Below are 22,899 nucleotides of genomic sequence, written 5' to 3' on the forward strand. Positions count from 1 at the left end.
CTGACAGGCTTACGCGTCCCGCCTCTCGAACAGCAGCGCGCCGACGATCAGCAGCACCACGACCTCGATCAGGAACACCGTGAACCCGGTCCATGGCGCGAACGCCTTGTCCGCGTGGCGATCCGTCTCGCCGAACGCGGTCACCTGTCCGCCGGCGTTGCCCGGCATCACCTTGAACAGCCAGCGGCCGACCGAGCCGGGGATGAGCTGCACCAGGTTGCCGATGATGAAGATCAGCGCCAGTCCGATGGTGATGGCGCCGGCGGTGTGCCGGAGCAGGAAGCCCATCGCCAGGCCGAACAGCGACAGCCCGGCGAGGTAGAGCGCGCTGCCGAAGATGGCGCGGGTGGCGCCGGGGTAGGACAGGTTCACGTTGACGTGCTTGGCGCGCAACGGGATGTTGCCGAGGTAGAAGCACAGGAACGCGGTCGCCAGTCCGATGACGAAGACCATGACGGCCAACAGGATCGCCTTGGCCACCAGGATCTCGGTCCGGCGCGGCATCGCGGTCAGCGTGGTGCGGATGCCGCCGGTGGAGTACTCGGCGCTGATCGTCATGACGCCCAGGACGTACGCCGCGATCTGGCCGACGAAGGCCAGGCCAACCAGGACGATGTCCGCGGAGTCGGGCTTGCCCGCGGCCAGGTCCTTGGCGTAGGAGTCCGCCGCGGCCAGGCAGATCAGCAGCGTGATGACCGCCGACCCGGCGAACAGGGTGACCAGGGTCCAGAAGGTCGAGCGGACGGTGCGGATCTTCAGCCACTCGCTGGAGATGACGTTGCCGAAGCCGGCGCGGCCGTCGATGGCGGGTCCGGGTCCGGGGTGCGCGGCGGTGGCGGGTGCGGCGGTCATCGCTGCGCCTCCCCGCTGCCGGGGGGCGGTGCTTGCGGCTCGGTCCGGGTTTGCGGCTTGGTCTGGGCTTGTGGCTCAACCTGGCCCGGAGCCAGTCCCGGCTGCCCCAGGACCTGGCCGGGCGCCATGCCGGGCACGCCGGCGTGGTACTCGACGCTGTCGGCCGTCATGCTCATGAACGCCTCCTCCAGGGACGGCTGGACCACCGCCAACTCGTGCAGCCACAGGCCGTTCTCGCCGGCCAGGTCGCCGACGGCCTCGGAGGTCACGTCGAAGACCTCCACCGCGCCCTCGTCGTCGGGCAGCGCCTCGGTGTGCCAGCCCTTGCCGCTCATCAGCTGGCGCAGCTTGCCGATGTGCGGGGAGCGGACGCGGACGTGCGTGGTCGCGTTCTGCGCGATGAACTCGCGCATCGTGGTGTCGGCCTTGATCTGGCCGCGGCCGATGACGATGACGCGGTCGGCGGTCAACGCCATCTCGCTCATCAGGTGGCTGGAGACGAAGACCGTGCGGCCCTGCGCCGCCAGCGACTTCATCAGGTTGCGGACCCACAGGATGCCCTCGGGGTCCAGGCCGTTGACCGGCTCGTCGAACAGCAGCGTGCCCGGATCGCCGAGCAGCGCCGCGGCGATGCCCAGGCGCTGGCCCATGCCCAGCGAGAAGTTCTTCGAGCGCTTCTTCGCCACCTGCTCCAGCCCGACCAGCCCGATGACCTCGTCGACCCGCCGCAGCGGGATGCCGTTGGACTTGGCCAGGCACGCCAGGTGGTTGTAGGCGGTCCGGCCGCCGTGCACCGCCTTGGCGTCCAGCAGCGCGCCGACCTCCCGCAGCGGCACAGGCAGGTTCCGGTAAGGCTTGCCGTCGACCGTGACCGTGCCGTCGGTGGGCCGGTCCAGCCCCAGAATCATGCGCATCGTGGTGGACTTGCCCGCACCGTTCGGCCCGAGGAACCCGGTGACGGTCCCCGCCGCGACGGAGAAGTCGGCGTGGTCGACGGCGACCTTCTCGCCATAGCGCTTGGTGAGCCCGACAGCCTGAATCATGCGCTGCTCCTCGCGATCAGGCGGCGCGCAGCCGCGGCGGTCACGGCGCGCGCCATCCCGCGAATCTGCCGCCGCCGCGTGATCACCAGCTGCGCCGCGACCAGCGTGAACACAGCGGCCAGCACGGTCGGCCACGCGGCGCTCCACACCGAGGCGGCCGGCTGCACGAGATGCACGCTGGCGCGGGAACGTGCTTCGGCGACCGGCGCGGCGGGGGAGCCGGACGTCGCCAGACGGACCAAGGCGGCGGTGGCGAGCGCCCCAAGCGAACCGGCAACAAGCGCCGGGGCGCCGATCCACGCCCGACGAACGAGAAGCGCGGCGACGACGCCGACGGCGAGAGGAGCGAGCGCATGCACCGGCGCCCGACCGAGCGCGACGCACGCACCGAGCCCGACCATCGCACCGACACACGTCGCCCCCAGCGGACCGGCGACCTGGATGACCAACGCGTCGGCCGGATCGGCGCCGGCAGCGGCGAGGGCTTCGCGCCGCGCCCCGAGGCCGTCGAGGTGATGCCGGATCAACGCGGCCAGCACCAGCAGCGCGGGAATCGCCACCGCCGAATACAGCGCCCCGCCGAACGGCCACGCACCAGCCGCCGAGGCGAGCGCCATCCCGCCGACAACCAGATGCTCGGCACGCGGCGCGGCACGCAGGAGGTCCGCGGCGATCCGCAGACGGTAGTCGAAGCGCGCGATCGGCGCGGTGATCAGGGCACTCATCGGGAGGCCTCCGAATCGGCTGCGGCGCTGCGGCCGGAAATCTGGCGGTGCGCGGTCGGCTCGGCACACGGTGCGGCGCGGTGGTTGGAGGCTTGGTGGTTCGCCATCGGCTCGGTGTGCTGGCGGCAGTCGAAGCGCGCGATCGGCGCGGTGATCAGGGCACTCATCAGGAGGCCTCCGAATCGACTGCGGCGCTGCGGTCGAGAACCTGGTGGTGCGTCGGGCGCGCGATCGAGCTGGTGATCAGGGCACTCATCGCGAGGCCTCCGAATCGACTGCGGCGCGGTGCTCGGAAACCTGATGGTTCGCCGCCGCCACGATGCGCTGGCGAAAGTCGAGGCGCGCGATCGGAGCGGCGATCAGAGCACTCATCGCGAAGCCTCCGAATCGGCTGCGGCGTGGTGCTCGGAAGCTTGGTGGTTCGCCGCCGCCTCGATGCGCTGGCGAAAGCCGAGGCGCGCGATCGGGGCACTCATCGCGAAGCTCGCCCCATCGGCTGCGGCGCTGCGGCCGAAAGCCTGGTCGCCCGCCCTCATCGCCCGCGCTCCGCTCCGGAACCGACCGGTGAGAACCGGTGCTCGCCGCGGGCGTGGCGGCCGATGCGGTGGGGGATGCCGCCGTGGGCTGCGTGGTTCATCATCGCGGCGGGTTCCGTGATCGGGGCGGGGAGTGGTTCGGCTGCCAGCTCGGTGTTCGCCGGCTCCGCCGCAGGGGTTTTCACCTTCACCGTGATGCTTCGGTCGGCCCAGCGGAGCACGTCCTCGTCGTCGGTGGCGACGATGATCGTGAGGCCGTGGGTGCCGCTGGCGGCGCGGAGGATGCGGAGGAGGTGGAGGCGCTCTGGGGCGCTGAGGCCGTCGGTGGGGTCTTCGGCCAGGAGGATTGCCGGGTCCAGGACCAGTGCTCGGGCCAGTGCCACGCGGCGCATTTCGCTGGGGGTCAGGTCGGCGATGCGCCATTCGGCGCAGGCGGCGGCGTCGAGGCGCTCCAGCCAGCGGAGGGCGCGGCGGCGGGCTTCTTGGCGGCCGAGGCCGGTCAGGATCAGGGGGAGTGCCGTGTTCTCCGCGACGGTGAGTTCCGGGAGGAGTTTGCCGACGCGGGGGGCGACGGCGCACTGGGTGTGCGCGAAGCGGAGGCGGGCGGCGGGGCGCAGGGTGTGCAGCGGCTCGCCCTGGAGCCACAGTCCGCCGGGCCAGGCCGGGTCGGCGCCGGACAGCGCGCGCAGGAAGCCCTCGTCGCAGGCGCCGGGCAGGGCCACGATCTCGCCTTCGCCGACGGCGAGGGTGAGGGCGTCGGGCCCGAAGTCGCGGGCCAGCAGGATCGGGTTGTCGGACGGGATGCTCACGAGCAGCCGTGTGCCCTGAAGGGCGCAACCGCCTAACCAAGGTTGCGCCGGACGTGCGACCCTCCGGCGCCGGACCTGCGCGGCGTCCGAGTCGTCCGAAGTCGCCGAATGCGTGGCGTGCGGCCGGTGCGCATTCGGCCCTTCGAACAGTGCGGAATTCGAACAGTGCGGGAGATCAGAGCCCGCCTCGGAATCAGAGCGGGTACACGACCCCCGTCAGCTTCTCCGACTCCTCCCACAGCCGCGCCGCCAACTCCGGGTCCTGAGCCCGCCGGCTCGGCTGCACCACCTCCGGATGCCCGCGCGTCTCGAAGAAGTTGGCCGAGCCGTAGTACTGCCCGCCCGCCACATCCGGTGCGACCGCGGCCCGCACCTCCGGCAGCACGCCGACCGCCGCCTTCTGCGCGAACAGCGAGTTGCCGACGCGCAGGATCGCCTTGCGCCAGCCGGTCGTCACGGCGAACTGCAGGTTCGTCGCCGAATACCCCGGGTGCGCCATCAGCGAGCGCACCGGCGAGCCCGCCGCGCTCAGCCGCCGCTGCAACTCCAGCCCGAACAACAGGTTCGCCAGCTTCGACTGCGCGTAGGCGGCGTTGGGGTTGTAGCCCTTGGTCCGCATCAGGTCGTCGAAGTCGATCGACCCCTGCTTGTGGAACGTCGAGGAGACGGTCACCACCCGCGGGTCGCTCCCCGCCGCCAGCAGGTCCAGCAGCAAACCGGTGAGCGCGAAGTGCCCGAGGTGGTTGGTCCCGAACTGCAACTCGAAGCCCTGCTTGGTCTGCTGCTGCGGCGCCATCATCACGCCGGCGTTGTTGATCAGTACGTCCACGCCGACGCCGTCCTCGTGCAGCCCTCGCGCGAACTCCCGCACCGAGTCGAGGTCGGCCAGGTCCAGCGTCCGCAGCTCCAGCGATGCGCCCGGTACGTCCTGCCCGATCCGCGCCGCCGCGGCCTCGCCCTTGGTCCGGCTGCGCGCGGTCATCACCACATGCGCTCCGTTCCCGGCCAGCAGCCGCGCGGCCTCCAGCCCCAGCCCGCTGTTCGCGCCGGTGACCACGAACGTGCGTCCGGCCAGGGCCGGGATCGCGTCGGCGGTCCACTTCGTGCTCATGACGTCCTCCTGTGAGTCGCTGTGCTGCACACGATGCCTTGGTTGGCACTGAGTGTCAACTTCGCCCGTCAGTGCGAGAACGCTGGTACGGTAGGGGCGTGCGGCGCAGAACGGAAGACCCCGGCTTGTCCCTGGCTGAGCGGAAACGCCAGCTGGTCCGCGACGAGCTCGCCGAGGCCGCGCTGCGGCTGCTGGCCCGGCAGGGCTTCGAGGAGACGACCGTCGACGACCTCGCCGCCGCCGCGGGCGTCAGCCGCCGCACGTTCTTCCGGTACTTCGCCTCCAAGGAGGACGTGGTCATCTCCTCGGTCGTCGTGGTGACCGAGGGGATCGTCGCCGAGGTCGCCGCCCGCCCCGCCGACGAACCCCCCGCCGTGGCGATCCGCGAGGCGGTCAAGACCGTCACCCTCGAGGACTTCGCCGAGAACCGCGAGAAGTCGGTGGCCCTGATCCGCCACACCCAGAACATCCCCGCCCTGCGCGCCCGCTTCGCCGAGCGCCAGGACCTCCTGCGCGACGACCTCGCCGCGGTCCTTGCCCGCCGCGCCGGCCGCGACACCATCGCCCCGCGCGACCAGTTCGCCGCCGGGCTGGGTCTGCTCGCGTTCGTCGGCGCGCTGCAGTACTGGGCCGCCTCCGACGGCCGCGCCGATCCCGCCGCCGTACTCGACTCAGCGTTCGAAGAAGCTGGTCAAGCCTTCACGGTTTGAGATACGTTCCCGGCAGGGGGTACCGGGGAACGTGAACTGAACAGGGGTGGGACAGTGGAATTCGCGGAGTGGGTCGTCTCAGGACTCGATCAGCTCCGGCTCGGGCAGCTGCCGGCCGGGAACGACTTCTACGCGGTGGCCTCGGCCGGTCTCGGGGGCGACAACCGGCTCCCCGCGTACATGAACAGCGGCGATCCGGCGGCGCGCGCCGAGCTGGTCCAGGTGATCGCCGCCGCGGTGGCCGCGAATCCCGGGTTCGAGCAGCAGCTGCGGGACGCCGCAGCCGCAGCCACGCAGCAGCCGCAGGGCTCTGTCGGCAGCATGCCGACCCAGCAGGCCCAGATCCCCGTGGGCGGCATGCCGATGACGCCGCCCCAGGGCTACGCCGGTGCCAAGCCGCCGTTCTACAAGACCACCAACGGTCTGCTGGTGATCGTGGCGGCAGCCGTAGTCGTGGTCGGCGGCGGCATCGGGCTGGCGGTGAGCCTCGGCGGCAGCGGGAGCGGCAACCTCGCCGCGATCCTGAAGGGCACCTGGGCGTGCAAGGCGTCCGGCGCCGGCTCCGAGGACGCCGGCGACGGGCCGCTCAGCTTCACGGTCGGCGACGGTACGTGGACCGCCGGCACGGCCAGCGGCACCTGGACGCAGAACGGCAGCTCCGCGACGCTGCACGACGCCGGCGACCCGACCAACGACGTGAAGGCGACCCATCTGCCCTCCGGCACCGGATCGTTCGACGTCTCCGTCGGCTCGGCGTCCGACCGCTCGCAGCTGGTGTCCGTCCACATCAAGGGTTCGCTCTCCGCGCACAAGCTGACCATCGCGGTGACCGGCGACAGCAGCGGCAACCTCACCCTGACCTGCACGAAGTAGGCGCACGGCAAGCGCGCCGGATCAGCCGTCCCGGGTATGCGGAAGCCACCCGGGACGGCAGTGTGTCAGAGGGCTGAAGCAAGCAGTATCAGCAGCCTGATCCCCGCGTATCAGTGCCCGAGGAAGCGCCCGAAAACCTTTGCGCGCACCGAGGATTTCCCGGTCCGCTCCTCCTCGGCGTCGGCCGCGCTCATCGTCCGCAGGCCGATGTTCGCGCCGAGCCAGCGCAGCGGCTCCGGCTCCCAGCGCGGCGAGTGGTGGTTGACCCACGGCAGCCGGGTCAGGGCGGAGTCGCGGCCGGTCAGCAGGTCCGCGAGCGTGCGTCCGGCCAGGTTCGTCGCGCCCACGCCGTCGCCGACGTAGCCGCCGGCCCATCCCAGCCGCCGCCTCGCGTCGTAGCCGACCGAGGCGAACCAGTCGCGCGGGACGCCCAGCGCCCCGCCCCAGCGGTGCGTGAACGCAGTGTCCTTCAACACCGGGAACAGCTCGCGCAGCGTGCGGCGGATCTCGGCGTGCACGCGGTCGTCCCGGTCGTAGCCGGCCTCGATCCGCGAGCCGAAGTGGTACGGCGCGCCGCGGCCGCCGAACGCCAGCCGGCTGTCGGCGGTGCGCTGACCGTAGACGATCAGGTGGCGGAAGTCGGAGAAGGTCTGCCGCCCGGCCAGCCCGATCTGCTCCCAGACCGCGTCCGGCAGCGGTTCGGTGGCGACCATCAGCGAGTAGACCGGCGCCAGATCGCGCTGGAAGCCGGCGATCGACGGCGTGTAACCCTCGGTCGCGCGCACTACCTTTCCGGCTCGGACGCGCGCTCCGCCCACGGTCTGCACCACGCCGTCATGGATCGCCGCGACCGCTGTGTGCTCGTGGATCGTGACGCCGAGCCGGTCGACGGCCTCGGCCAGACCGCGCGCGAGCATCGCCGGCTGGATCGCCGCGCAGTGCGGGGTGAACGTGCCGCCGAGCACGTTCGTCGCGCCGACCATCGCTGAGGCTTCAGCCGCACTCAGCAGCCTGACATCCTCCTCGCCGAAACCGTACGACCGCTCATCGGCGACCGAGGCCTTCGCACGTTCCAGCTGAACCGGAGTGCGGGCCAGAACCACCGTGCCGCCCTTGGCGAAATGGCAGTCGATCCTTTCCTCCGCGGCCACACGCCCGACCTCGTCGACGGTCTCGTTCAGCGCGCGCTGCAAGGCGACCGCGCGCTCTTTCCCGCCGCCGACCTTCGCCACCTTCGCCAACGAGGAAGGGAACAGCGAGGAGCACCAGCCGCCGTTACGCCCCGAGGCGCCGAACCCCGCGAACTCGCGCTCCAGCACCACGACCCGCAGCGACGGATCGGCCTTGGCGAGGTAGTACGCGGTCCACAGACCGGTGTATCCCGCGCCGACGATCGCGATATCAGCCTCGATATCAGCCGCCAGCGTGGGACGGTTCGGCGCGGGACCAGCCGCCGCCACCTGCTCGTGCCACAGCGAAAGGTCGCCGTCGATCGTGCCCGCCGCGTCCACGGCACTCACCGCCGCCATCGGCGCACGTAGTCGGGTACGTCGATCCCCGGCGCGAGGTTCGTCGCCGGCGTCGGGTCGCAGTACACCTCGTGCAGCGGTACGACGCCGGCCCACACCGGGGCGTCCAGGTCGTCCGGATCGTCGTCGGGCCCGCCGGCGGAGATCTTCACGGACGCCTCGGTCAGCGGCAGCGAAAGCACCACGGTCGCGGCGAGTTCCTTGCGCTTGGGTGCGCGAAGTTCCTTCCAGCGTCCCGGCATCAGGTGCTCCGTGATCCGCTCCAGCGCCGCCTCCTTCTCGGACTCCGGCAGCATCCGGCTGGTCCCGAGCACCATCGCGCCGCGGTAGTTCATCGAGGACTCGAAGGCCGAGCGGGCCACCACCAAACCGTCCAGCAGCGTCACGGTGAAGCACGTCGGCGCGCCGTCGGCCAGCGAACGGAACAGCCGCGAGCCGGTGGAGCCGTGGAACAGCACGCGCTCGCCGTCGCGAGCATAGGCGACGGGCAGGATGTACGGCTGCGCCGCGCCGTTCGGGCCGCTGTTGTCGGTGACCGCGACGTGCGCGACCAAGCCGGCGTCCAGCACCTCGTGCAGCGCGGAGCGGTCGGTGGCGGCCTTCTCGGGCAGGCGGCGGACTCGGGTGCGGGCAGTCGAGCCCAGGGACTCGGTCATGGCGATCAGAACCATTCGGAGGATTCAGGGAAGGAGAAGGGCGCCCTCGGCAAGGCTGCCGAAGGCGCCCCGATGTCGCGGAGTACAGCCGATTGTGCTGTCTACAGGCGGGCTACGGCCGGTGTACCGACCTACAGCCGGGTCCAGGCCTCGGTCAGCACCGAGCGCAGCGTCTGCTCGATCTCGTCGAACTCGCTCTGCCCGACGATCAGCGGCGGCGCGAGCTGCACCACCGGGTCGCCGCGGTCGTCGGCGCGGCAGTACAGGCCGGCGTCGAACAGCGCCTTGGACAGGAAGCCGCGCAGCAGGCGCTCGGACTCGTCGTCGTCGAAGGTCTCCTTGGTCGCCTTGTCCTTCACCAGCTCGATGCCGTAGAAGAAGCCGTCGCCGCGGACGTCGCCGACGATCGGCAGGTCCGTGAGCTTCTCCAGCGTCGAGCGGAACGCGCCCTCGTGGTCCAGCACGTGCTGGTTCAGGCCCTCGCGCTCGAACAGCTCCAGGTTCGCCAGCGCCACCGCCGAGGAGACCGGGTGCCCGCCGAAGGTGTAGCCGTGCGGGAAGTAGTTGGTGCCCTCGTAGAAGGGTGCGGCGACGCGGTCGGAGACGATGGTCGCGCCGATCGGCGAGTAGCCGGAGGTCATGCCCTTGGCGCAGGTGATGATGTCCGGGACGTAGTCGAACTTGTCGCAGGCGAACATCGTGCCCAGCCGGCCGAAGGCGCAGATGACCTCGTCGGAGACCATCAGGACGTCGTACTGGTCGCAGATCTCGCGCAGCCGCCGGAAGTATCCCGGCGGCGGCGGGAAGCAGCCGCCGGAGTTCTGCACCGGCTCGACGAACACCGCCGCGACCGTGTCCGCGCCCTCGGTGAGGATCATGTTCTCGACCTGGTTGGCGCACCAGATCCCGAACTCCTCCTCGCTCATGCCGGGCACGCCGGTGATCTCGTCCGCGCGGTAGTAGTTGGTGTTCGGAACCTTGTGCGCGCCGGGGACCAGCGGCTCGAAGTACTTCTTGGCGTCCGGGATGCCGGTGATGGACAGCGCGCCGTGCGGGGTGCCGTGGTAGGCGATGTTGCGGGAGATCACCTTGTGCTTCATCGGCTGGCCGACCAGCTTGAAGTACTGCTTGGCCAGCTTCCAGGCGGTCTCCACGGCCTCGCCGCCGCCGGTGGTGAAGAAGACCTTGTTCAGGTCGCCCGGGGCATAGTGCGCCAGCCGGTCGGCCAGCTCGATCGCCTGCGGGTGCGCGTAGCTCCACAGCGGGAAGAACGCCAGCTCCTGAGCCTGTTTGTAGGCCGCCTCCGCGAGCTCGACGCGGCCGTGCCCGGCCTGCACGACGAACAGGCCCGCCAAGCCGTCCAGGTAGCGCTTGCCGTTACTGTCGAAGATGCGCGCGCCCTCGCCGCGGACGATGGTCGGCACCGGGTTGTCCCGGTACCCCGACATCCGCGTGAAGTGCATCCAGAGGTGGTCGTAGGCGGATTTGTCCAGGCTGTCGGTGCTCATTGCAACTTCCTCGTCCAAAGGAGTGGATCGTTCGGGGACGGGCCCTGGCGGGCGCCGATCTTGCCGCTACAGGGCGCCCCAGGTGTACGTTTGTTTGCGAAGCTTGAGGTAGACGAAAGATTCGGTCGACCGGACCTGCGGGAGCGCTCGGATCCGCTTGTTGATGATCTCCAGGAGGTGGTCGTCGTCCGCGCACACCACCTCGACCAGCAGGTCGAAGGACCCGGCGGTCATCACCACGTAGTCCACCTCGGCCATGGCGGCCAGCGCGTCGGCCACCGGCTCCAGATCGCCCTCGGCGCGGATGCCGATCATCGCCTGGCGGTGGAAGCCCACGGTCAGCGGGTCGGTCACGGCCACGATCTGCATGACGCCGGCGTCGATGAGCTTCTGCACCCGCTGGCGCACGGCGGCCTCGCTCAGACCCACCGCCCGGCCGATCGTCGCGTACGCGCGCCTGCCGTCCTGTTGGAGCTGTTCGATGATCGCCTTGGACAGGGGATCCAGATGGTAGCCGCCGGCCCGGTCGTTCGTCCTGTCGGTCACGAAGGGATTGTGACAACGGGAACGGTATCTTGGCAAGGCTTCATCGATGGAATCCGTACGCCAGGGCGATTTTCAGCACTGAATCCATCGTCACTGTGACCGGAGCTGTGTAGGCTGGTCGTGAGACCGGCCCGGACCCGTCCCGATGCCGCGACGAGGAAGTCGCGGCGGCACTGAAGGAGAGCAACACCGTGGAAGCACGCCAGCTGCGCAACTACGTGGGCGGCAAGCCGGTCGACACCGTGTCGGGCCGGACCAGCCAGATCATCGACCCCGTCACCGAGCAGGTGATCGCGCTCGCGCCGGTGTCCGAGCCCGATGACGTCGACGCCGCGATGCGCGCCGCCGCCGAGGCCTTCCCGGCCTGGCGCGACACCACGCCGTCGGACCGGCAGCGGCTGCTGCTGAAGGTCGCCGACGCGATCGAGGCGCGCGCCGCCGAGATCGTCGCCGTGGAGTCGCAGAACACCGGCAAGCCGCTGGGGCTGACCGCCTCGGAGGAACTGCCCCCGATGGTGGACCAGATCCGCTTCTTCGCCGGCGCCGCGCGGATGCTGGAGGGCGCCGCCTCGGCCGAGTACCTGGCCGGGCACAGCTCCTGGGTCCGGCGCGAGCCGGTCGGCGTCTGCGCGCAGGTCGCGCCCTGGAACTACCCGGCGATGATGGCGGTCTGGAAGTTCGCCCCGGCCATCGCCGCGGGCAACACCGTGGTCCTGAAGCCCTCGGACACCACGCCGATGTCCACCCTGCTGCTGGCCGAGATCATCGGCGAGATCCTGCCGGCCGGGGTGTTCAACGTGGTCTGCGGCGACCGGGACACCGGCCGGGCGATGGTCGGGCACAAGACCCCGGCGATGGCCTCGATCACCGGCTCGGTCCGAGCCGGCATGGAGGTCGCCGCCACCGCCTCGGCGGACGTCAAGCGCGTGCACCTGGAACTGGGCGGCAAGGCGCCGGTCATCGTCTACGCCGACGCCGACCTGGACGCCGCGGTCGAGGGCATCTCGGTCGCCGGGTACTTCAACGCCGGCCAGGACTGCACCGCCGCGACGCGCGTGCTGGTCGAGGACGCGGCGTACGAGGCCTTCGTCGAAAAGCTCACCGAGGCCGCGAAGAACACCAAGACCGGCGCGCCGGACGACGAGGACGTGCTCTACGGCCCGCTGAACAACGCCAACCAGCTGCGCCACGTCACCGGTTTCATCGACCGCCTGCCGGCGCACGCCAAGGTCGAGACCGGCGGCGCGCGGGTCGGCGACACCGGCTACTTCTTCGCCCCGACGGTCGTCTCCGGTCTGCGGCAGGACGACGAGATCATCCAGAACGAGGTCTTCGGCCCGGTCATCACCGTGCAGAAGTTCTCCGGCGAGGAGCAGGCGCTGAGCTGGGCCAACGGCGTGGAGTACGCGCTGGCGTCCTCGGTGTGGACCAAGGACCACGGCAAGGCGATGCGCGCCGCCAAGGCGCTGGACTTCGGCTGCGTGTGGATCAACACCCACATCCCGCTGGTCGCCGAGATGCCGCACGGCGGTTTCAAGCACTCCGGGTACGGCAAGGACCTGTCGATGTACGGGTTCGAGGACTACACGCGCATCAAGCATGTGATGAGCAACATCGAAGGCTGACACGCCTGATACGTCAGATACGCCAGGGGCGCCACCGCGGGCCGGCTCGGGAAAACCCGGGCCGGCCCAACGGCTTTCCACCATGATGAGCCCATGGACGCGAGCACCCACTTCCGCGACCGCGGCGCCCTGATCACCGGGCTGATGTCCGGCGCGCTGGACGCCGTGGACGCCGTGGCGCGCACCCGCCCGGCCGTGGAGGTGCTGGGACTGCTGGTGCCGGTCGACGGGTTGATGGAGGACTACCTGAACGGCCGTGCTCGGGAGGGACTCGGTGTCACCCGCAGCGAGTTCGAACCCTGGCGGCGGCAGCTGCTCGCGGTGGTCGCGGCGTTGCTCGAGCGCTGGGTCGGCGACGACGCGGATCTGTGGCGGGCATTGGCGATGCGCGCCGGTTCCTACTGCGGGACGGTCGTCGAGCTGGTCGACTCGGTCGTCCGTCCCGAGCACGCCGATCCCGCGTCGTGGGCCGGTCGCGCGCCGCGCTGGCCGCGGGGCGTGGACGCCTCGGCGGTGCTGCTGGCGCTGGCGCCGCCCGGGATCGCGGAGGCTTTCCTCGACGACTGCGTGACGAACGCCGCGGCGGCCGGGGTTCTGACGCGGATGCTGGACCGCGGTCCGCTGCATCCGCTGTTCGTCGAGTACGCGCTCGGCAGCTTGGGCACGGAGGCGATGCGGGCGTCGCTGAATCGGAATCCGGCCTATGCGATCGCGCAGCTGCGAGATCAGGTGCTGCGGGAACGGACGGACATCGCTGTGCTGGAGCATGCCTATTTCGCTCCGCCGACAGACCGTGCGCTGCGGGTCGGTCTGGTGCGGTTGGCGGAGGCGGTCGGCGGGTTCCGGCCGAGGTTCATCTCGCGGCTGGAGTCGCATGCCGAGGACATCGCCTCGCTGGAGCCGCTGCTGGTGTGCAGCGATCCGCAGCTGGTGCACTGGGTTCTGCGACGCGTCAACGCCACGCTGAAGGTACCGGCGATGCGCTGGGCCGCCTACGCGACGCTGGCTCTCACCGCCGGTCCGGAGCCGGTGTGGGCGCTGGAGCAGGAGCGTGTCGGCACGTTGTCGAGGATGGCCGAACCTGTGCGCGCGTCGATGTCGACCGGATCGGTGGCGCCGATCCTGGCGGCCGCGGGTGCCGCGCCGGTGACCATCGGTCCGGCGGGCTCGGCGATCGAGCTCGGCGCGCCGCTGATCGAGCCGTGGCCGTATACGGAGCTGATCTGCGAGCACGTGGAGGGCGACGGGCACCGCGCGGATCCGGTGGACAAGCCGGCCGCCGATCGGCCAAGCTCGACCCGGCTCGGACGTAGCGCAGAGGTTGTCGCGCCCGGTCTCCGAAACCGGGAGGACGCCGGTTCGAATCCGGTCGTCCGAGCCGCCGATGAGCCGTCCCGGGTGTAGTGCAGAGGCAGTCACACCGCCCCCTCAAGGCGGAGGAGGCCGGTTCGAATCCGGCTGCCCGGGCTTGCCAGGCGTAGTGCAGAGGCAGACACGCCGCACTGCGGATGCGGAGGACGCCGGTTCGATTCCGGCCGCCTGGCTCCTTTTTCTCGTTCCTCTTCTCGTTCCCCTTCTCTTCCCCCACGACCGCTGATCACGGGCCGTTCGTCCCTCGCGCGGCCGCCGTTCGCCCCCCCGTCCTCCCGATGTCACGGCCCTGGTATCCCCGCGCCCCCAACGGCGTGCGCCTGTGCAGCGTGCGTGACACGATGGTCCGCATGGTGAGTGAGCAGTGAGCCCGGTTGCCTCCGCCGAGGCGGGCAGCGTGCGGCTGGGCACGCCGATCGGCCGGGGCGTCCTGGCGACCACCATCCTGGGGTCGGCGATGGCCTTCCTCGACGGCACGGTGGTCAACATCGCGCTGCCGCGCATCGGCAGCCAGTTCGGGGCGACGCTGGCCGGGCTGCAGTGGACGGTCACCGGCTACACCCTCACCCTGGCCGCCTTCGTCCTGGTCGGCGGCTCGCTCGGGGACCGCTTCGGCCGCCGCCGGGTGTTCCTGATCGGCGTGGTCTGGTTCGCGCTGGCCTCGCTGGCCTGCGGGCTGGCGCCGAGTCTGGGCTTCCTGATCGCCTTCCGCGCGATCCAGGGCATCGGCAGCGCGCTGCTGACGCCCGGTGCGCTGGCGCTGATCCAGTCGGTGTTCCACCCCGACGACCGCGCCAAGGCCGTCGGCGCCTGGTCCGGGCTGGCCAGCATCGCCGGCGCGGCCGGTCCGCTGGTCGGCGGCTATCTCATCGAGTACGCCTCGTGGCGCTGGATCTTCCTGGTCAACCTGCCGCTGGCGGCCGCGGTCGTGGCGATCGCGCTGCGCTACGTGCCGGAGTCCAAGGAGCTGGTCGCGGGCCACTTCGACCTGCCCGGCGCCGTCCTCGGCGCGGTGGGTCTGGCCGGGGTCACCTACGCGCTGGTCGAGGCCGGCTCCAAGGGGCTGGGGTCGGCGAGCGTGATCGTGACCGCGGTGCTCGGCGTCGCGGCGCTGGTGGCCTTCGTCCTGGTCGAGCGGCGCTCCCCGGCGCCGATGATGCCGCTGTCGCTGTTCAGCTCGCGGGAGTTCAGTGCGGCGAACGCCCTGACGCTGACCGCGTACGGGGCGCTCGGCGCGCTGTTCTTCTTCTTCGCGACGTACCTGCAGGTGGTCGGCGGCTACTCGCCGCTGGAGGCGGGACTGGCCTCGCTGCCGACCACGGTCGTGTTGATGACGCTGTCCTCGCGGGTCGGCGGCCTCACCACCAAGGTCGGCGCACGCCGCCTGATCACCGCTGGCGGCGCGCTGACGGCGATCGGCACGCTGATCCTGGCCACGTCCGGCCACCACCCGGACTATTTGACTCACATCCTGCCCGGCCTGCTGGTGTTCTCCCTCGGCATGGTGATGATCGCGGTCCCGGTGACCGTGACGGTGCTGAACTCCACCACCACCGACCGCGCCGGCATCGCCAGCGGCGTGAACAACGCGGTGGCCCGCGCCGCCGGCGCCCTGGCCGTGGCGGCGTTCCCGCTGCTGGTGGGACTGAAGGGCGACGGCTACGCGAACCCGGCGAAGCTCGAGCCGGCGTTCACCAAGGCGATGGTGCTGTCCGCGGCGCTGTTCGCGGTCTCCGGCGCCATCGCCTGGTTCGGCATCCGCGACGCGGCGACGCGCACGACGCCGGAGCACGAGGCGCAGGAGCCGCAGTGCGCGACGTGCCTGCCGATAGGGAGCCCGCCGCTGGAGCCGGCCCAGGATCGGGCCGGCTGAGAGCAATCAGCCCGGCCGAGGCCGGTCAGCCGCCGACGGCCTCGCCCGGGTCGGGCCGCCCGGCAGCGTCGGGCTGTGCGACGCCGCCTCCGGTCATCTCCGGGTCCGGCTGCTTCACCGCGCCGCCGCCCCACTGGGGGTCCGGCTGCTTCACGGCGCCGCCGGTCACGTCCGGGTCGGGCCGCTCGGCAGCGTCGGGCTGTGCGACGCCGCCGCCGGTGGTGGCGCCCGGGTCCGGCTGGACGACCGCGTCGGGCTGTGCGACGGCGCCGCCGGTCCAATCCGGGTCGGGCTGGACGACCGCCTCGGACTGCCCGACGGCACCGCCGGCCCAATCCGGGTCCCGCTGGATGACACCAGCGCTGTGGGCTTCCGAATCCGGCTGCGCGACGGCGCCGCCGCCGAAATCCGGGTCCGAGTGGATGACACCGTCACTGCGGTCGGCATCGGTGTTCATGAGGATCCCCCGTTCCTGAGTGAATAAGAACTCTTATATTGTGCCGGCCCGGTGGTGAAGCGGTGATAACCGGTACATTGCGACCTGGTCTCGATGCTAGGGGCGCCGGCGCCCCCAGGCCCTCAGTCCCCGAGCTCGGCCAACCGCTCCCGCGTCACCGCCGCCTCCGGGGACCCCAGCGCCTCGAACAGGGCCAGCGCCGCCCGCAGTGCCTCCCGGGCCTCCGCGGGCCGCGAGAGCGCCCTCAGCGGCCGCGCCAGCGACCGCCGGGCCTCCGCCTCGGTCGGGCGGTCGTCGGCGTCCTGCGCGGCCGTCAGCGCCAGCCGGTAGTCTTCCTCGGCCTCGGCGGGACGGTCCTGGTCCATGCAGACCTCGGCGCGGTTGAAGGCGATGATCGCCTCAAAGCGGCGGTTGCCCGCTTTGCGCGAGGCGGCGAGGGCTTCGCTGTACGTGGCGTGCGACTCCTCCAAACGCTTCGCCTCGTGGAGCAGGACCCCGTAGTTGCACAGCGAGGACGCCAGGTTCTGCGGGTCGCCGATCTCGCGGAACAGCGCCAGGCTGCGGCGGATTACCGTCTCGGCAGTGCCGAAGTCGCCGAGGCGGCAGTGACAGTCCCCGATGTTGCCCAGGATCGAGGCGACCTGCCGCGTGCTGCCGATCTCCTCGGCGAGCGCCAGCGCCTCGCCGTAGACCTCGATCGCCTGGGGGTAGGCGCGCAGGTCGAACAGCACCAGCCCGAGCCCGTTGTACAACCTGCCCTGCGCGGTCCGGTCGCCGGCCTCGCGCGCGCTGTCCAGCCCGGTCTCGTACGCCGAGCGCCACCGGGCCCAGTCCTTGCGCCGCTGATAGCACCCGAGCAGCGTGACCGGCAGTCGCAGGGCGAGGTCGTGCCGTCCGGTGTCGGCGGCGCACATCAGGACCGCGCTGAGGTTCTCGCGCTCGGCGTCGTACCAGGCCATCGCCTCCTGCGCGGAGGCGAACCGCGGCGCCGCCGGCTCGCTCGGCAGCGTCGGCAACGTTTCCAGGAGCCGCCGGTTCTCCACAGCGCGCGCCACATTCTCGGTCGTGTGCAGGTACCACGACAGCAACCGCCCCAGCGACTCCTCGCGCTCCGCCGCGCTCTCGTCGATCTGCGCACGCTCCACCGCATAGGCGTGCAGCAAGTCGTGCAGCTCGTACCGATCCGCGGTGCGCTGCTCGATCAGGTTCTCGTCGACCAGCGCTTCCAAAGCGGCGCGCGCCGCTCCCTCGGACGTGCCGCTCAGCGCCGCCACCGCGCCGCTGGTGAACCCGCGGCCGGGATGCAGGCTCAGCAACCGGAAGGCGCGCGCCGTGGCCGCCGGCAGATCGCGATAGGACAAGTCGAACACCGGACGCAGCTCCCGGCTCCCAGCGCGCACCGCGTCCAGTCCGCTGTCGCGCAGGTGCGCGGCCAGCCGCTCCAAGCTCCACGCCGGCCGCGACCGCAGCCGGGCGGCGGCCAGCGACACCGCCAGCGGCAGCAACCCGCACAGCCGCACCACTTCGGCGGCGGCCTCCGGTTCGGCCGCGACCCGCTCCTGCCCGACCACGCGCGCCAGCAGCTCCAGCGCGTCGCGCGGCGGGAAGACGTCGAGGCGGAACAGGCGCGCGCCGTCCAGCCCGGCCAGGTTCCGGCGGCTGGTGAGGAGCACCAGGCAGCGCGGGTCGGCCGGGATCAGGTCGGCGACCTGCGCCTCGTCGGCGGCGTTGTCCAGCACCAGCAGGGCGTCGCGGCCGGCGATCCGGTCGCGGAACATCGCGGCGCGCTCGTCGCGGTCCTCCGGAATGCGTCGCGCCGGCACTTCCAGTTGGCGCAGAAAGGAATCCAGGACGTCGGAAGGATCGGCCGGCGCCGCCTCGGCGTCGAAGCCGCGCAGATTCACATACAGCTGGACGTCGGCGAACCGCCCCGCGCGCACCAGCTCGTGCGCGGCGCGGATGACCAGCTGGGTCTTGCCGATCCCGGCCATCCCCTCGATCGCGGAGACGACAACGGTCTGCGGCGCGCTGGTATTGGTACCGGTGCTGATACCGCTACCGCTACCGCTACCGAGACCAGCGCCGGTTTCACCGACCAGCGCCATCAGCGCAGCCAGTTCCTCCCGCCGTCCGGTGAACGTCGCCAGCTCTGCCGGCAGCTGCCGGAACACCCCGACGGTCCCGGCGGGCCGCCGCGTCGCGTGCGCCGCCACGCATGCCGCCCGCCACCGCGCCGCCTGCGCCTCGGTCACCCCGAGCGCCTGCACGATCGCCGCGACCAGTTCCTGGTTCAGCCGGCGGCGCGCCGGGTCGAAGACGTCGCTCACCGTGGAGTGCGTGACTTCCTGCGGCGGCTTCAGGAGGGGACCCACGCGCTTGGCCAGAAGGCGGAAGGACGGCGAGCCGGCGTGCGCGCGCAGCATCCGGAGCCGCTCGATGAAGTCGGCGAGATCGACCGCGCCGGCGGGATCGGGGGCGGCGGAGATCGCCGGGTCCGTCACTGCCAAGCCCTTCCGTGTACCGCTGGCGGGGAACGCCGCAGGTCTACGGCTTGCGAACGAGTGTACGGAGTTGTACGGGATTCTCGCTTCCGGGTGGCGCCACTGTTTAACCTCGGGGTGCGAGTCGCGCAGCGGATGGTGCGGCGGCAACCCGGCTGCGTGGGGCGGAGCGCGGGTTCCGCCCGCTGTCATCGGGGGTTGCGACGACCGGCTTCACGCGTCTTGCGGAACTCGTGGGGGGTTCCGCAAGACGCGGTTTCGGTTCGGAAAGCAAAGCGTCCCCATAGCCGGCCGGCTATGGGGACGCTTTTCCGTGCGGTCAGCGTGCGCTCACGACTCGCCGCCGGTGGGACCGGCGCCCGCGGCGCGCACGTCGTGCAGCTGGTACTTGCGGATCGCCTCGGCCGGCGCCTCCCGCTTGACCTCGCCGCGCTTGGCGAGCTGGGCCAGGACCGCGGTGACCACGGACTCGGCGTCGATGTGGAAGAACCGGCGAGCCGCGCCGCGGGTGTCGGCGAAGCCGAAGCCGTCGGCGCCCAGCGAGGTGTACCGCTGCGGCGCGGTCGCGTCGCCCGGCACCCACTGCGCGATCTGGTCCGGCACCGCGCGCATCCAGTCCGACACCGCCACGACCGGGCCCTCGGTGGCGCCGAGGATCTGCGTGACGTAGGGCACGCGCGCCTCTTCCTCCGGGTAGAGCAGCGCGCGCTCGTCGGCGGCGAGCGCGTCGCGGCGCAGCTCGGTCCACGAGGTCGCCGACCACACGTCGGCCGCCACGCCCCACTCCTCGGCCAGCATCTGCTGGGCCTTCAGGGCCCAGGTGACGCCGACGCCGGAGGCCAGGATTTGTGCTTTAGGCCTGTCGGCGGCACCGTCTGGAGCGGCGGCGTAGCGGTACAGGCCCTTGAGGATGCCCTCGGTGTCCACCCCGGCCGGCTCAGCGGGCTGCTGGTACGGCTCGTTGTAGACGGTGACGTAGTAGAACACGTCCTCGCCGTGCGGGTGCTCCTCGGAGGACCCGTACATGCGGCGCAGACCGTCCTGCACGATGTGGCTGATCTCGAAGGCGAACGCCGGGTCGTAGGCGACCGCCGCCGGGTTGGTCGAGGCCAGCAGGTGCGAGTGGCCGTCGGCGTGCTGCAGGCCCTCGCCGGTCAGCGTGGTCCGCCCGGCGGTGGCGCCCAGCACGAAGCCGCGGCCGAGCTGGTCGGCCAGCTGCCAGAACTGGTCGCCGGTCCGCTGGAACCCGAACATCGAGTAGAAGATGTAGACCGGGATCGTGGCCTCGCCGTGCGTGGCGTAGGAGCTGCCCGCGGCCACGAGCGAGGCGGTGGATCCGGCCTCGCTGATGCCCTCGTGCAGGATCTGGCCCTGCGTCGACTCCTTGTAGGACAGCAGCAGTTCGCGGTCCACGGCGTCGTAGGTCTGGCCGTGCGGGGAGTAGATCTTCGCCGTCGGGAACAGCGAGTCCATGCCGAAGGTGCGGGCCTCGTCCGGGATGATCGGCACGAACCGCGCGCCGATGTTCTTGTCCCGCATCAGGTCCTTGAGCAGCCGGACGAAGGCCATGGTGGTGGCCATCGCCTGCTTGCCCGAGCCCTTCTTCAGCTGCCCGTAGACGTCGTCGCCGGGCAGGATCAGCGGCTTGTTGCGCACCTGGCGGCGCGGCAGGTAGCCGCCGAGCGCGGCGCGGCGCTCCTTCATGTACTGGATCTCGGGGGAGTCCTCCCCCGGGTGGAAGTACGGCGGAAGGTCCGCCTCCAGCTGGGCGTCGGTGATCGGCAGGTGCAGCCGGTCGCGGAAGCTCTTGAGCTCGGCCTTGGTGAGCTTCTTCATCTGGTGCGTGGCGTTGCGCGCCTCGAAGTGCTCCCCGAGGGTCCAGCCCTTGATGGTGTGGGCCAGGATCACGGTCGGCTGGCCGGTGTGCTCCCGGGCCGCCTTGAACGCCGCGTAGACCTTGCGGTAGTCGTGGCCGCCGCGCGAGAGGGTGCGCAGCTGGTCGTCGGACATGTCCGCGACCATCTTGCGCAGCCGGGCGTCCTCTCCGAAGAAGTTCTCCCGGATGTAGCCGCCGGTCTCCACCGTGTAGGTCTGGAACTGCCCGTCGGGGGTGGTGTTCATCTTGTTCACCAGCGCGCCGTCGGTGTCCTGGGCCAGCAGCGGGTCCCAGTCCCGGCCCCAGATCACCTTGATGACGTTCCAGCCGGCGCCGCGGAAGGTGGACTCCAGCTCCTGGATGATCTTGCCGTTGCCGCGCACCGGGCCGTCCAGGCGCTGCAGGTTGCAGTTGATCACGAAGGTGAGGTTGTCCAGCTCCTCGCGGGCGGCCAGGCCGATCGCGCCGAGCGATTCGGGCTCGTCGGTCTCGCCGTCGCCGAGGAAGGCCCATACGTGGCTGCGCGAGGTGTCGGCGATGCCGCGCGAGTACATGTACTTGTTGAACCGCGCCTGGTAGATCGCGCCGAGCGGGCCCAGGCCCATCGAGACGGTCGGGAACTCCCAGAAGTCCGGCATCAGGCGCGGGTGGGGGTAGGAGGACAGACCGAACGGCGCCTGCGAGGTCTCCTGGCGGAAGCCGTCCAGGTGCTGCTCGGTGAGCCGGCCCTCCAGGAACGCCCGCGCGTAGATGCCCGGCGAGGCGTGGCCCTGGAAGTACACCTGGTCGCCGGACTCGCCGTGGTCCTTGCCGCGGAAGAAGTGGTTGAAGCCCACCTCGTACAGCGACGCCGCCGAGGCGTAGGTGGCGATGTGGCCGCCGACGCCCAGGCCCGGGCGGTTGGCCCGGGACACCATGATGGCGGCGTTCCACCGGATGAACGCCCGGATCCGGCGCTCGATGTCCTCATCGCCAGGGAACCACGGCTCCGCCTCCGGCGGGATCGTGTTGATGTAGTCCGTGGAGCGCAGGCCCGGCACGCCGACCTGTTTCGCGCGGGCCTCCTGCAGGAGGCGCAGCATCAGGTACCGCGCGCGCTGGCGGCCCTGTTCGTTGACGACGGAGTCCAGGGACTCGATCCACTCCGCGGTCTCGTTCGGGTCCACGTCCGGCAGCTGAGTGGGCAGGCCGTCACTGATGATGGGGAAACGCTCTTGTCCGGGTGCCACTGTCGTCCTTCAACCTAGACACAGATCTTGTAGATCTTCGTGGTTACATCGTCCACCATCGTCTAACGCGCATGCCATGGACGTCACATCTACTCGTAGGTAACCAGGATATATGCCTCACGAGGGGTGGCGTTCTCCCCCCGTGCGGTGTCGACTGGAGACATGCGAGCTTCAGTGGGAGATCGGCTTCATGTCCACGCCGCCCATGTCGGCGAGGCGGACCGCACCGGTGAGATCATCGAGGTCAAGGGGGACTCCGGCACCCCTCCCTACCTGGTCCGGTTCGACGACGGGCACCAGGGACTGGTGTTCCCGGGGCCCGACGCGGTGGTCGAGTGCGCCGCCGGCGGCGACACCGCGCCGGACTCGCCGTCCGACGGGTAGTTGCGTCTTGGGCTTCCGGCGTATGGACTAGGGGAATGCAGAACGACATGAAGGAGGACAGTTCCGTGGGCGCGGTCGCGGACACAGTTCAGGCCGCCGCCAACCCGCTGGCTGTGCGCCTGGGCTTCCAGGCGGGCGATGTGGTGCAGGAACTCGGCTGGGACGAGGACTGCGACGAGGAACTGCGTCAGGCCATCATGGACACGATCGGCGCGGACCTGGTCGACGTGGACTTCGAAGACGTGGTCGACGCGGTGGTGCTGTGGCACCGCACGGACGACGGCGACCTGGTGGACAACCTGGTCGACGCCCTGACCTCGCTGGCTGACGGCGGCCCGATCTGGCTGCTCACGCCCAAGACGGGGGACGGCCACGTGGAACCCAGCGAGATCGGCGAGGCGGCGCCGACCGCCGGGCTGTCGGCGACGTCCAGCATCAGCGCCGGTCCCGACTGGTCGGGAACCCGGCTGGTGAGCCCGAAGGCCGGCGCGAAGGTGGCGAAGTCCGCGGTTCGAGCCAAGGCCGACGACAGCGCGGGGAACTAGCGGCGATATGTCCTCCCCGAACGGACCGCCTGACGGCGGTCCTTCCATCCATCCCCCCAGCAGCCCGGTGCCCTCCGACCCGGTCGGAAGCAGCGGGTCGGGCACCGGCGGGCCCGGTACCGGCGGATTCGGAACCGGCG

The 22,899-nt window shown here is 71.0% G+C and carries 21 protein-coding genes and 3 tRNA genes; 9 read left to right on the plus strand and 15 right to left on the minus strand.

What is annotated here, in order from left to right:
* Window positions 1-9: 9 nt before the first annotated feature.
* From CACI_RS07665 to CACI_RS07685, 6 genes are all read right to left on the minus strand, one after another.
* The gene (locus CACI_RS07665) at window positions 10-852 is read right to left on the minus strand and encodes an ABC transporter permease subunit (RefSeq protein ID WP_012785754.1); all 843 of its coding nucleotides are present in this window, start codon (window positions 850-852) and stop codon (window positions 10-12) included.
* Complete coding sequence (locus CACI_RS07670; RefSeq protein WP_012785755.1) at window positions 849-1,895, minus strand: ABC transporter ATP-binding protein; 1,047 nt, start codon at window positions 1,893-1,895, stop codon at window positions 849-851. Before CACI_RS07670 ends, CACI_RS07665 begins: the two co-directional genes overlap by 4 nt.
* Complete coding sequence (locus tag CACI_RS07675; protein ID WP_012785756.1) at window positions 1,892-2,620, minus strand: hypothetical protein; 729 nt, start codon at window positions 2,618-2,620, stop codon at window positions 1,892-1,894. Before CACI_RS07675 ends, CACI_RS07670 begins: the two co-directional genes overlap by 4 nt.
* Window positions 2,617-2,787 carry a hypothetical protein gene (locus CACI_RS51035; RefSeq protein WP_012785757.1) on the minus strand — a complete coding sequence of 57 codons (171 nt, stop codon included), beginning with the start codon at window positions 2,785-2,787 and terminating at the stop codon, window positions 2,617-2,619. The genes CACI_RS07675 and CACI_RS51035 overlap by 4 nt, the downstream gene beginning before the upstream one ends.
* Before the next feature lie 365 nt (window positions 2,788-3,152).
* Entirely contained in the window at window positions 3,153-3,965 is an 813-nt protein-coding gene (locus CACI_RS07680) for an ATP-binding cassette domain-containing protein (protein WP_012785760.1), read from the minus strand.
* Between the two features lie 193 nt (window positions 3,966-4,158).
* Window positions 4,159-5,076, minus strand: coding sequence for an oxidoreductase (locus CACI_RS07685; RefSeq protein WP_012785761.1), 918 nt, complete (start codon window positions 5,074-5,076; stop codon window positions 4,159-4,161).
* Between the two features lie 98 nt (window positions 5,077-5,174).
* On the opposite strand from CACI_RS07685, the gene CACI_RS07690 reads away from it, so the two are divergent.
* Window positions 5,175-5,786 (plus strand): TetR family transcriptional regulator, encoded by a 612-nt coding sequence (locus CACI_RS07690; RefSeq protein WP_223297476.1) that lies wholly within the window; start codon window positions 5,175-5,177, stop codon window positions 5,784-5,786.
* A gap of 54 nt (window positions 5,787-5,840) precedes the next feature.
* On the plus strand, window positions 5,841-6,659 hold the full coding sequence (locus CACI_RS07695) for a hypothetical protein (protein ID WP_012785763.1): 819 nt from the start codon (window positions 5,841-5,843) through the stop codon (window positions 6,657-6,659).
* Between the two features lie 110 nt (window positions 6,660-6,769).
* Here the strand turns inward: CACI_RS07695 and CACI_RS07700 are convergent, their stop codons facing one another.
* From CACI_RS07700 to CACI_RS07715, 4 genes are all read right to left on the minus strand, one after another.
* Window positions 6,770-8,188, minus strand: a complete 1,419-nt coding sequence (locus CACI_RS07700) for an NAD(P)/FAD-dependent oxidoreductase (protein WP_012785764.1) — start codon at window positions 8,186-8,188, stop codon at window positions 6,770-6,772.
* Window positions 8,176-8,844 carry a pyridoxamine 5'-phosphate oxidase family protein gene (locus tag CACI_RS07705; protein ID WP_041541323.1) on the minus strand — a complete coding sequence of 223 codons (669 nt, stop codon included), beginning with the start codon at window positions 8,842-8,844 and terminating at the stop codon, window positions 8,176-8,178. Before CACI_RS07705 ends, CACI_RS07700 begins: the two co-directional genes overlap by 13 nt.
* Window positions 8,845-8,975: 131 nt before the next feature.
* On the minus strand, window positions 8,976-10,352 hold the full coding sequence (locus CACI_RS07710; protein ID WP_012785766.1) for an aspartate aminotransferase family protein: 1,377 nt from the start codon (window positions 10,350-10,352) through the stop codon (window positions 8,976-8,978).
* 66 nt (window positions 10,353-10,418) lie between these two features.
* The gene (locus tag CACI_RS07715; protein ID WP_012785767.1) at window positions 10,419-10,898 is read right to left on the minus strand and encodes an Lrp/AsnC family transcriptional regulator; all 480 of its coding nucleotides are present in this window, start codon (window positions 10,896-10,898) and stop codon (window positions 10,419-10,421) included.
* A gap of 191 nt (window positions 10,899-11,089) precedes the next feature.
* Between CACI_RS07715 and CACI_RS07720 the strand changes: the two genes are divergently transcribed.
* A complete protein-coding gene (locus CACI_RS07720; RefSeq protein WP_012785768.1) occupies window positions 11,090-12,523 on the plus strand; it encodes a gamma-aminobutyraldehyde dehydrogenase in 1,434 nt (477 codons plus the stop codon).
* Between the two features lie 398 nt (window positions 12,524-12,921).
* Here CACI_RS07720 and CACI_RS07725 read toward each other — a convergent pair whose 3' ends face one another.
* Complete coding sequence (locus CACI_RS07725) at window positions 12,922-13,188, minus strand: hypothetical protein (protein ID WP_041540110.1); 267 nt, start codon at window positions 13,186-13,188, stop codon at window positions 12,922-12,924.
* A 327-nt stretch (window positions 13,189-13,515) separates the two neighbouring features.
* Window positions 13,516-13,794 carry a hypothetical protein gene (locus CACI_RS07730; RefSeq protein ID WP_041540111.1) on the minus strand — a complete coding sequence of 93 codons (279 nt, stop codon included), beginning with the start codon at window positions 13,792-13,794 and terminating at the stop codon, window positions 13,516-13,518.
* A 32-nt stretch (window positions 13,795-13,826) separates the two neighbouring features.
* On the opposite strand from CACI_RS07730, the gene CACI_RS07735 reads away from it, so the two are divergent.
* The 4 genes from CACI_RS07735 (at window position 13,827) to CACI_RS07755 (ending at window position 15,767) form a co-directional block, all read left to right on the plus strand.
* Window positions 13,827-13,901: transfer RNA gene (locus CACI_RS07735), tRNA-Arg, on the plus strand.
* Between the two features lie 16 nt (window positions 13,902-13,917).
* Window positions 13,918-13,990, plus strand: a tRNA-Glu gene (locus CACI_RS07740).
* A 4-nt stretch (window positions 13,991-13,994) separates the two neighbouring features.
* Window positions 13,995-14,067: transfer RNA gene (locus CACI_RS07745), tRNA-Arg, on the plus strand.
* Window positions 14,068-14,258: 191 nt separating this feature from the next.
* A complete protein-coding gene (locus CACI_RS07755) occupies window positions 14,259-15,767 on the plus strand; it encodes a DHA2 family efflux MFS transporter permease subunit (protein WP_012785769.1) in 1,509 nt (502 codons plus the stop codon).
* A 25-nt stretch (window positions 15,768-15,792) separates the two neighbouring features.
* Here the strand turns inward: CACI_RS07755 and CACI_RS07760 are convergent, their stop codons facing one another.
* The 3 genes from CACI_RS07760 to aceE form a co-directional block, all read right to left on the minus strand.
* On the minus strand, window positions 15,793-16,224 hold the full coding sequence (locus CACI_RS07760; protein ID WP_012785770.1) for a hypothetical protein: 432 nt from the start codon (window positions 16,222-16,224) through the stop codon (window positions 15,793-15,795).
* A 122-nt stretch (window positions 16,225-16,346) separates the two neighbouring features.
* Window positions 16,347-18,725, minus strand: a complete 2,379-nt coding sequence (locus CACI_RS07765; protein WP_012785771.1) for an ATP-binding protein — start codon at window positions 18,723-18,725, stop codon at window positions 16,347-16,349.
* A gap of 330 nt (window positions 18,726-19,055) precedes the next feature.
* Complete coding sequence (gene aceE / locus CACI_RS07770; protein ID WP_012785772.1) at window positions 19,056-21,830, minus strand: pyruvate dehydrogenase (acetyl-transferring), homodimeric type; 2,775 nt, start codon at window positions 21,828-21,830, stop codon at window positions 19,056-19,058.
* Window positions 21,831-21,992: 162 nt separating this feature from the next.
* Here aceE and CACI_RS07775 point away from each other — a divergent pair, with 162 nt between their 5' ends.
* Together CACI_RS07775 and CACI_RS07780 are read left to right on the plus strand one after the other, a co-directional pair.
* Window positions 21,993-22,214: a DUF1918 domain-containing protein gene (locus CACI_RS07775; RefSeq protein WP_012785773.1), complete on the plus strand. Its 222-nt coding sequence runs from the start codon at window positions 21,993-21,995 to the stop codon at window positions 22,212-22,214.
* A 35-nt stretch (window positions 22,215-22,249) separates the two neighbouring features.
* Window positions 22,250-22,759, plus strand: a complete 510-nt coding sequence (locus CACI_RS07780; protein WP_012785774.1) for a DUF3052 domain-containing protein — start codon at window positions 22,250-22,252, stop codon at window positions 22,757-22,759.
* Window positions 22,760-22,899: the final 140 nt, after the last annotated feature.

Origin of the sequence: Catenulispora acidiphila DSM 44928 (genome assembly GCF_000024025.1) — a bacterium.
Classification (GTDB): domain Bacteria; phylum Actinomycetota; class Actinomycetes; order Streptomycetales; family Catenulisporaceae; genus Catenulispora; species Catenulispora acidiphila.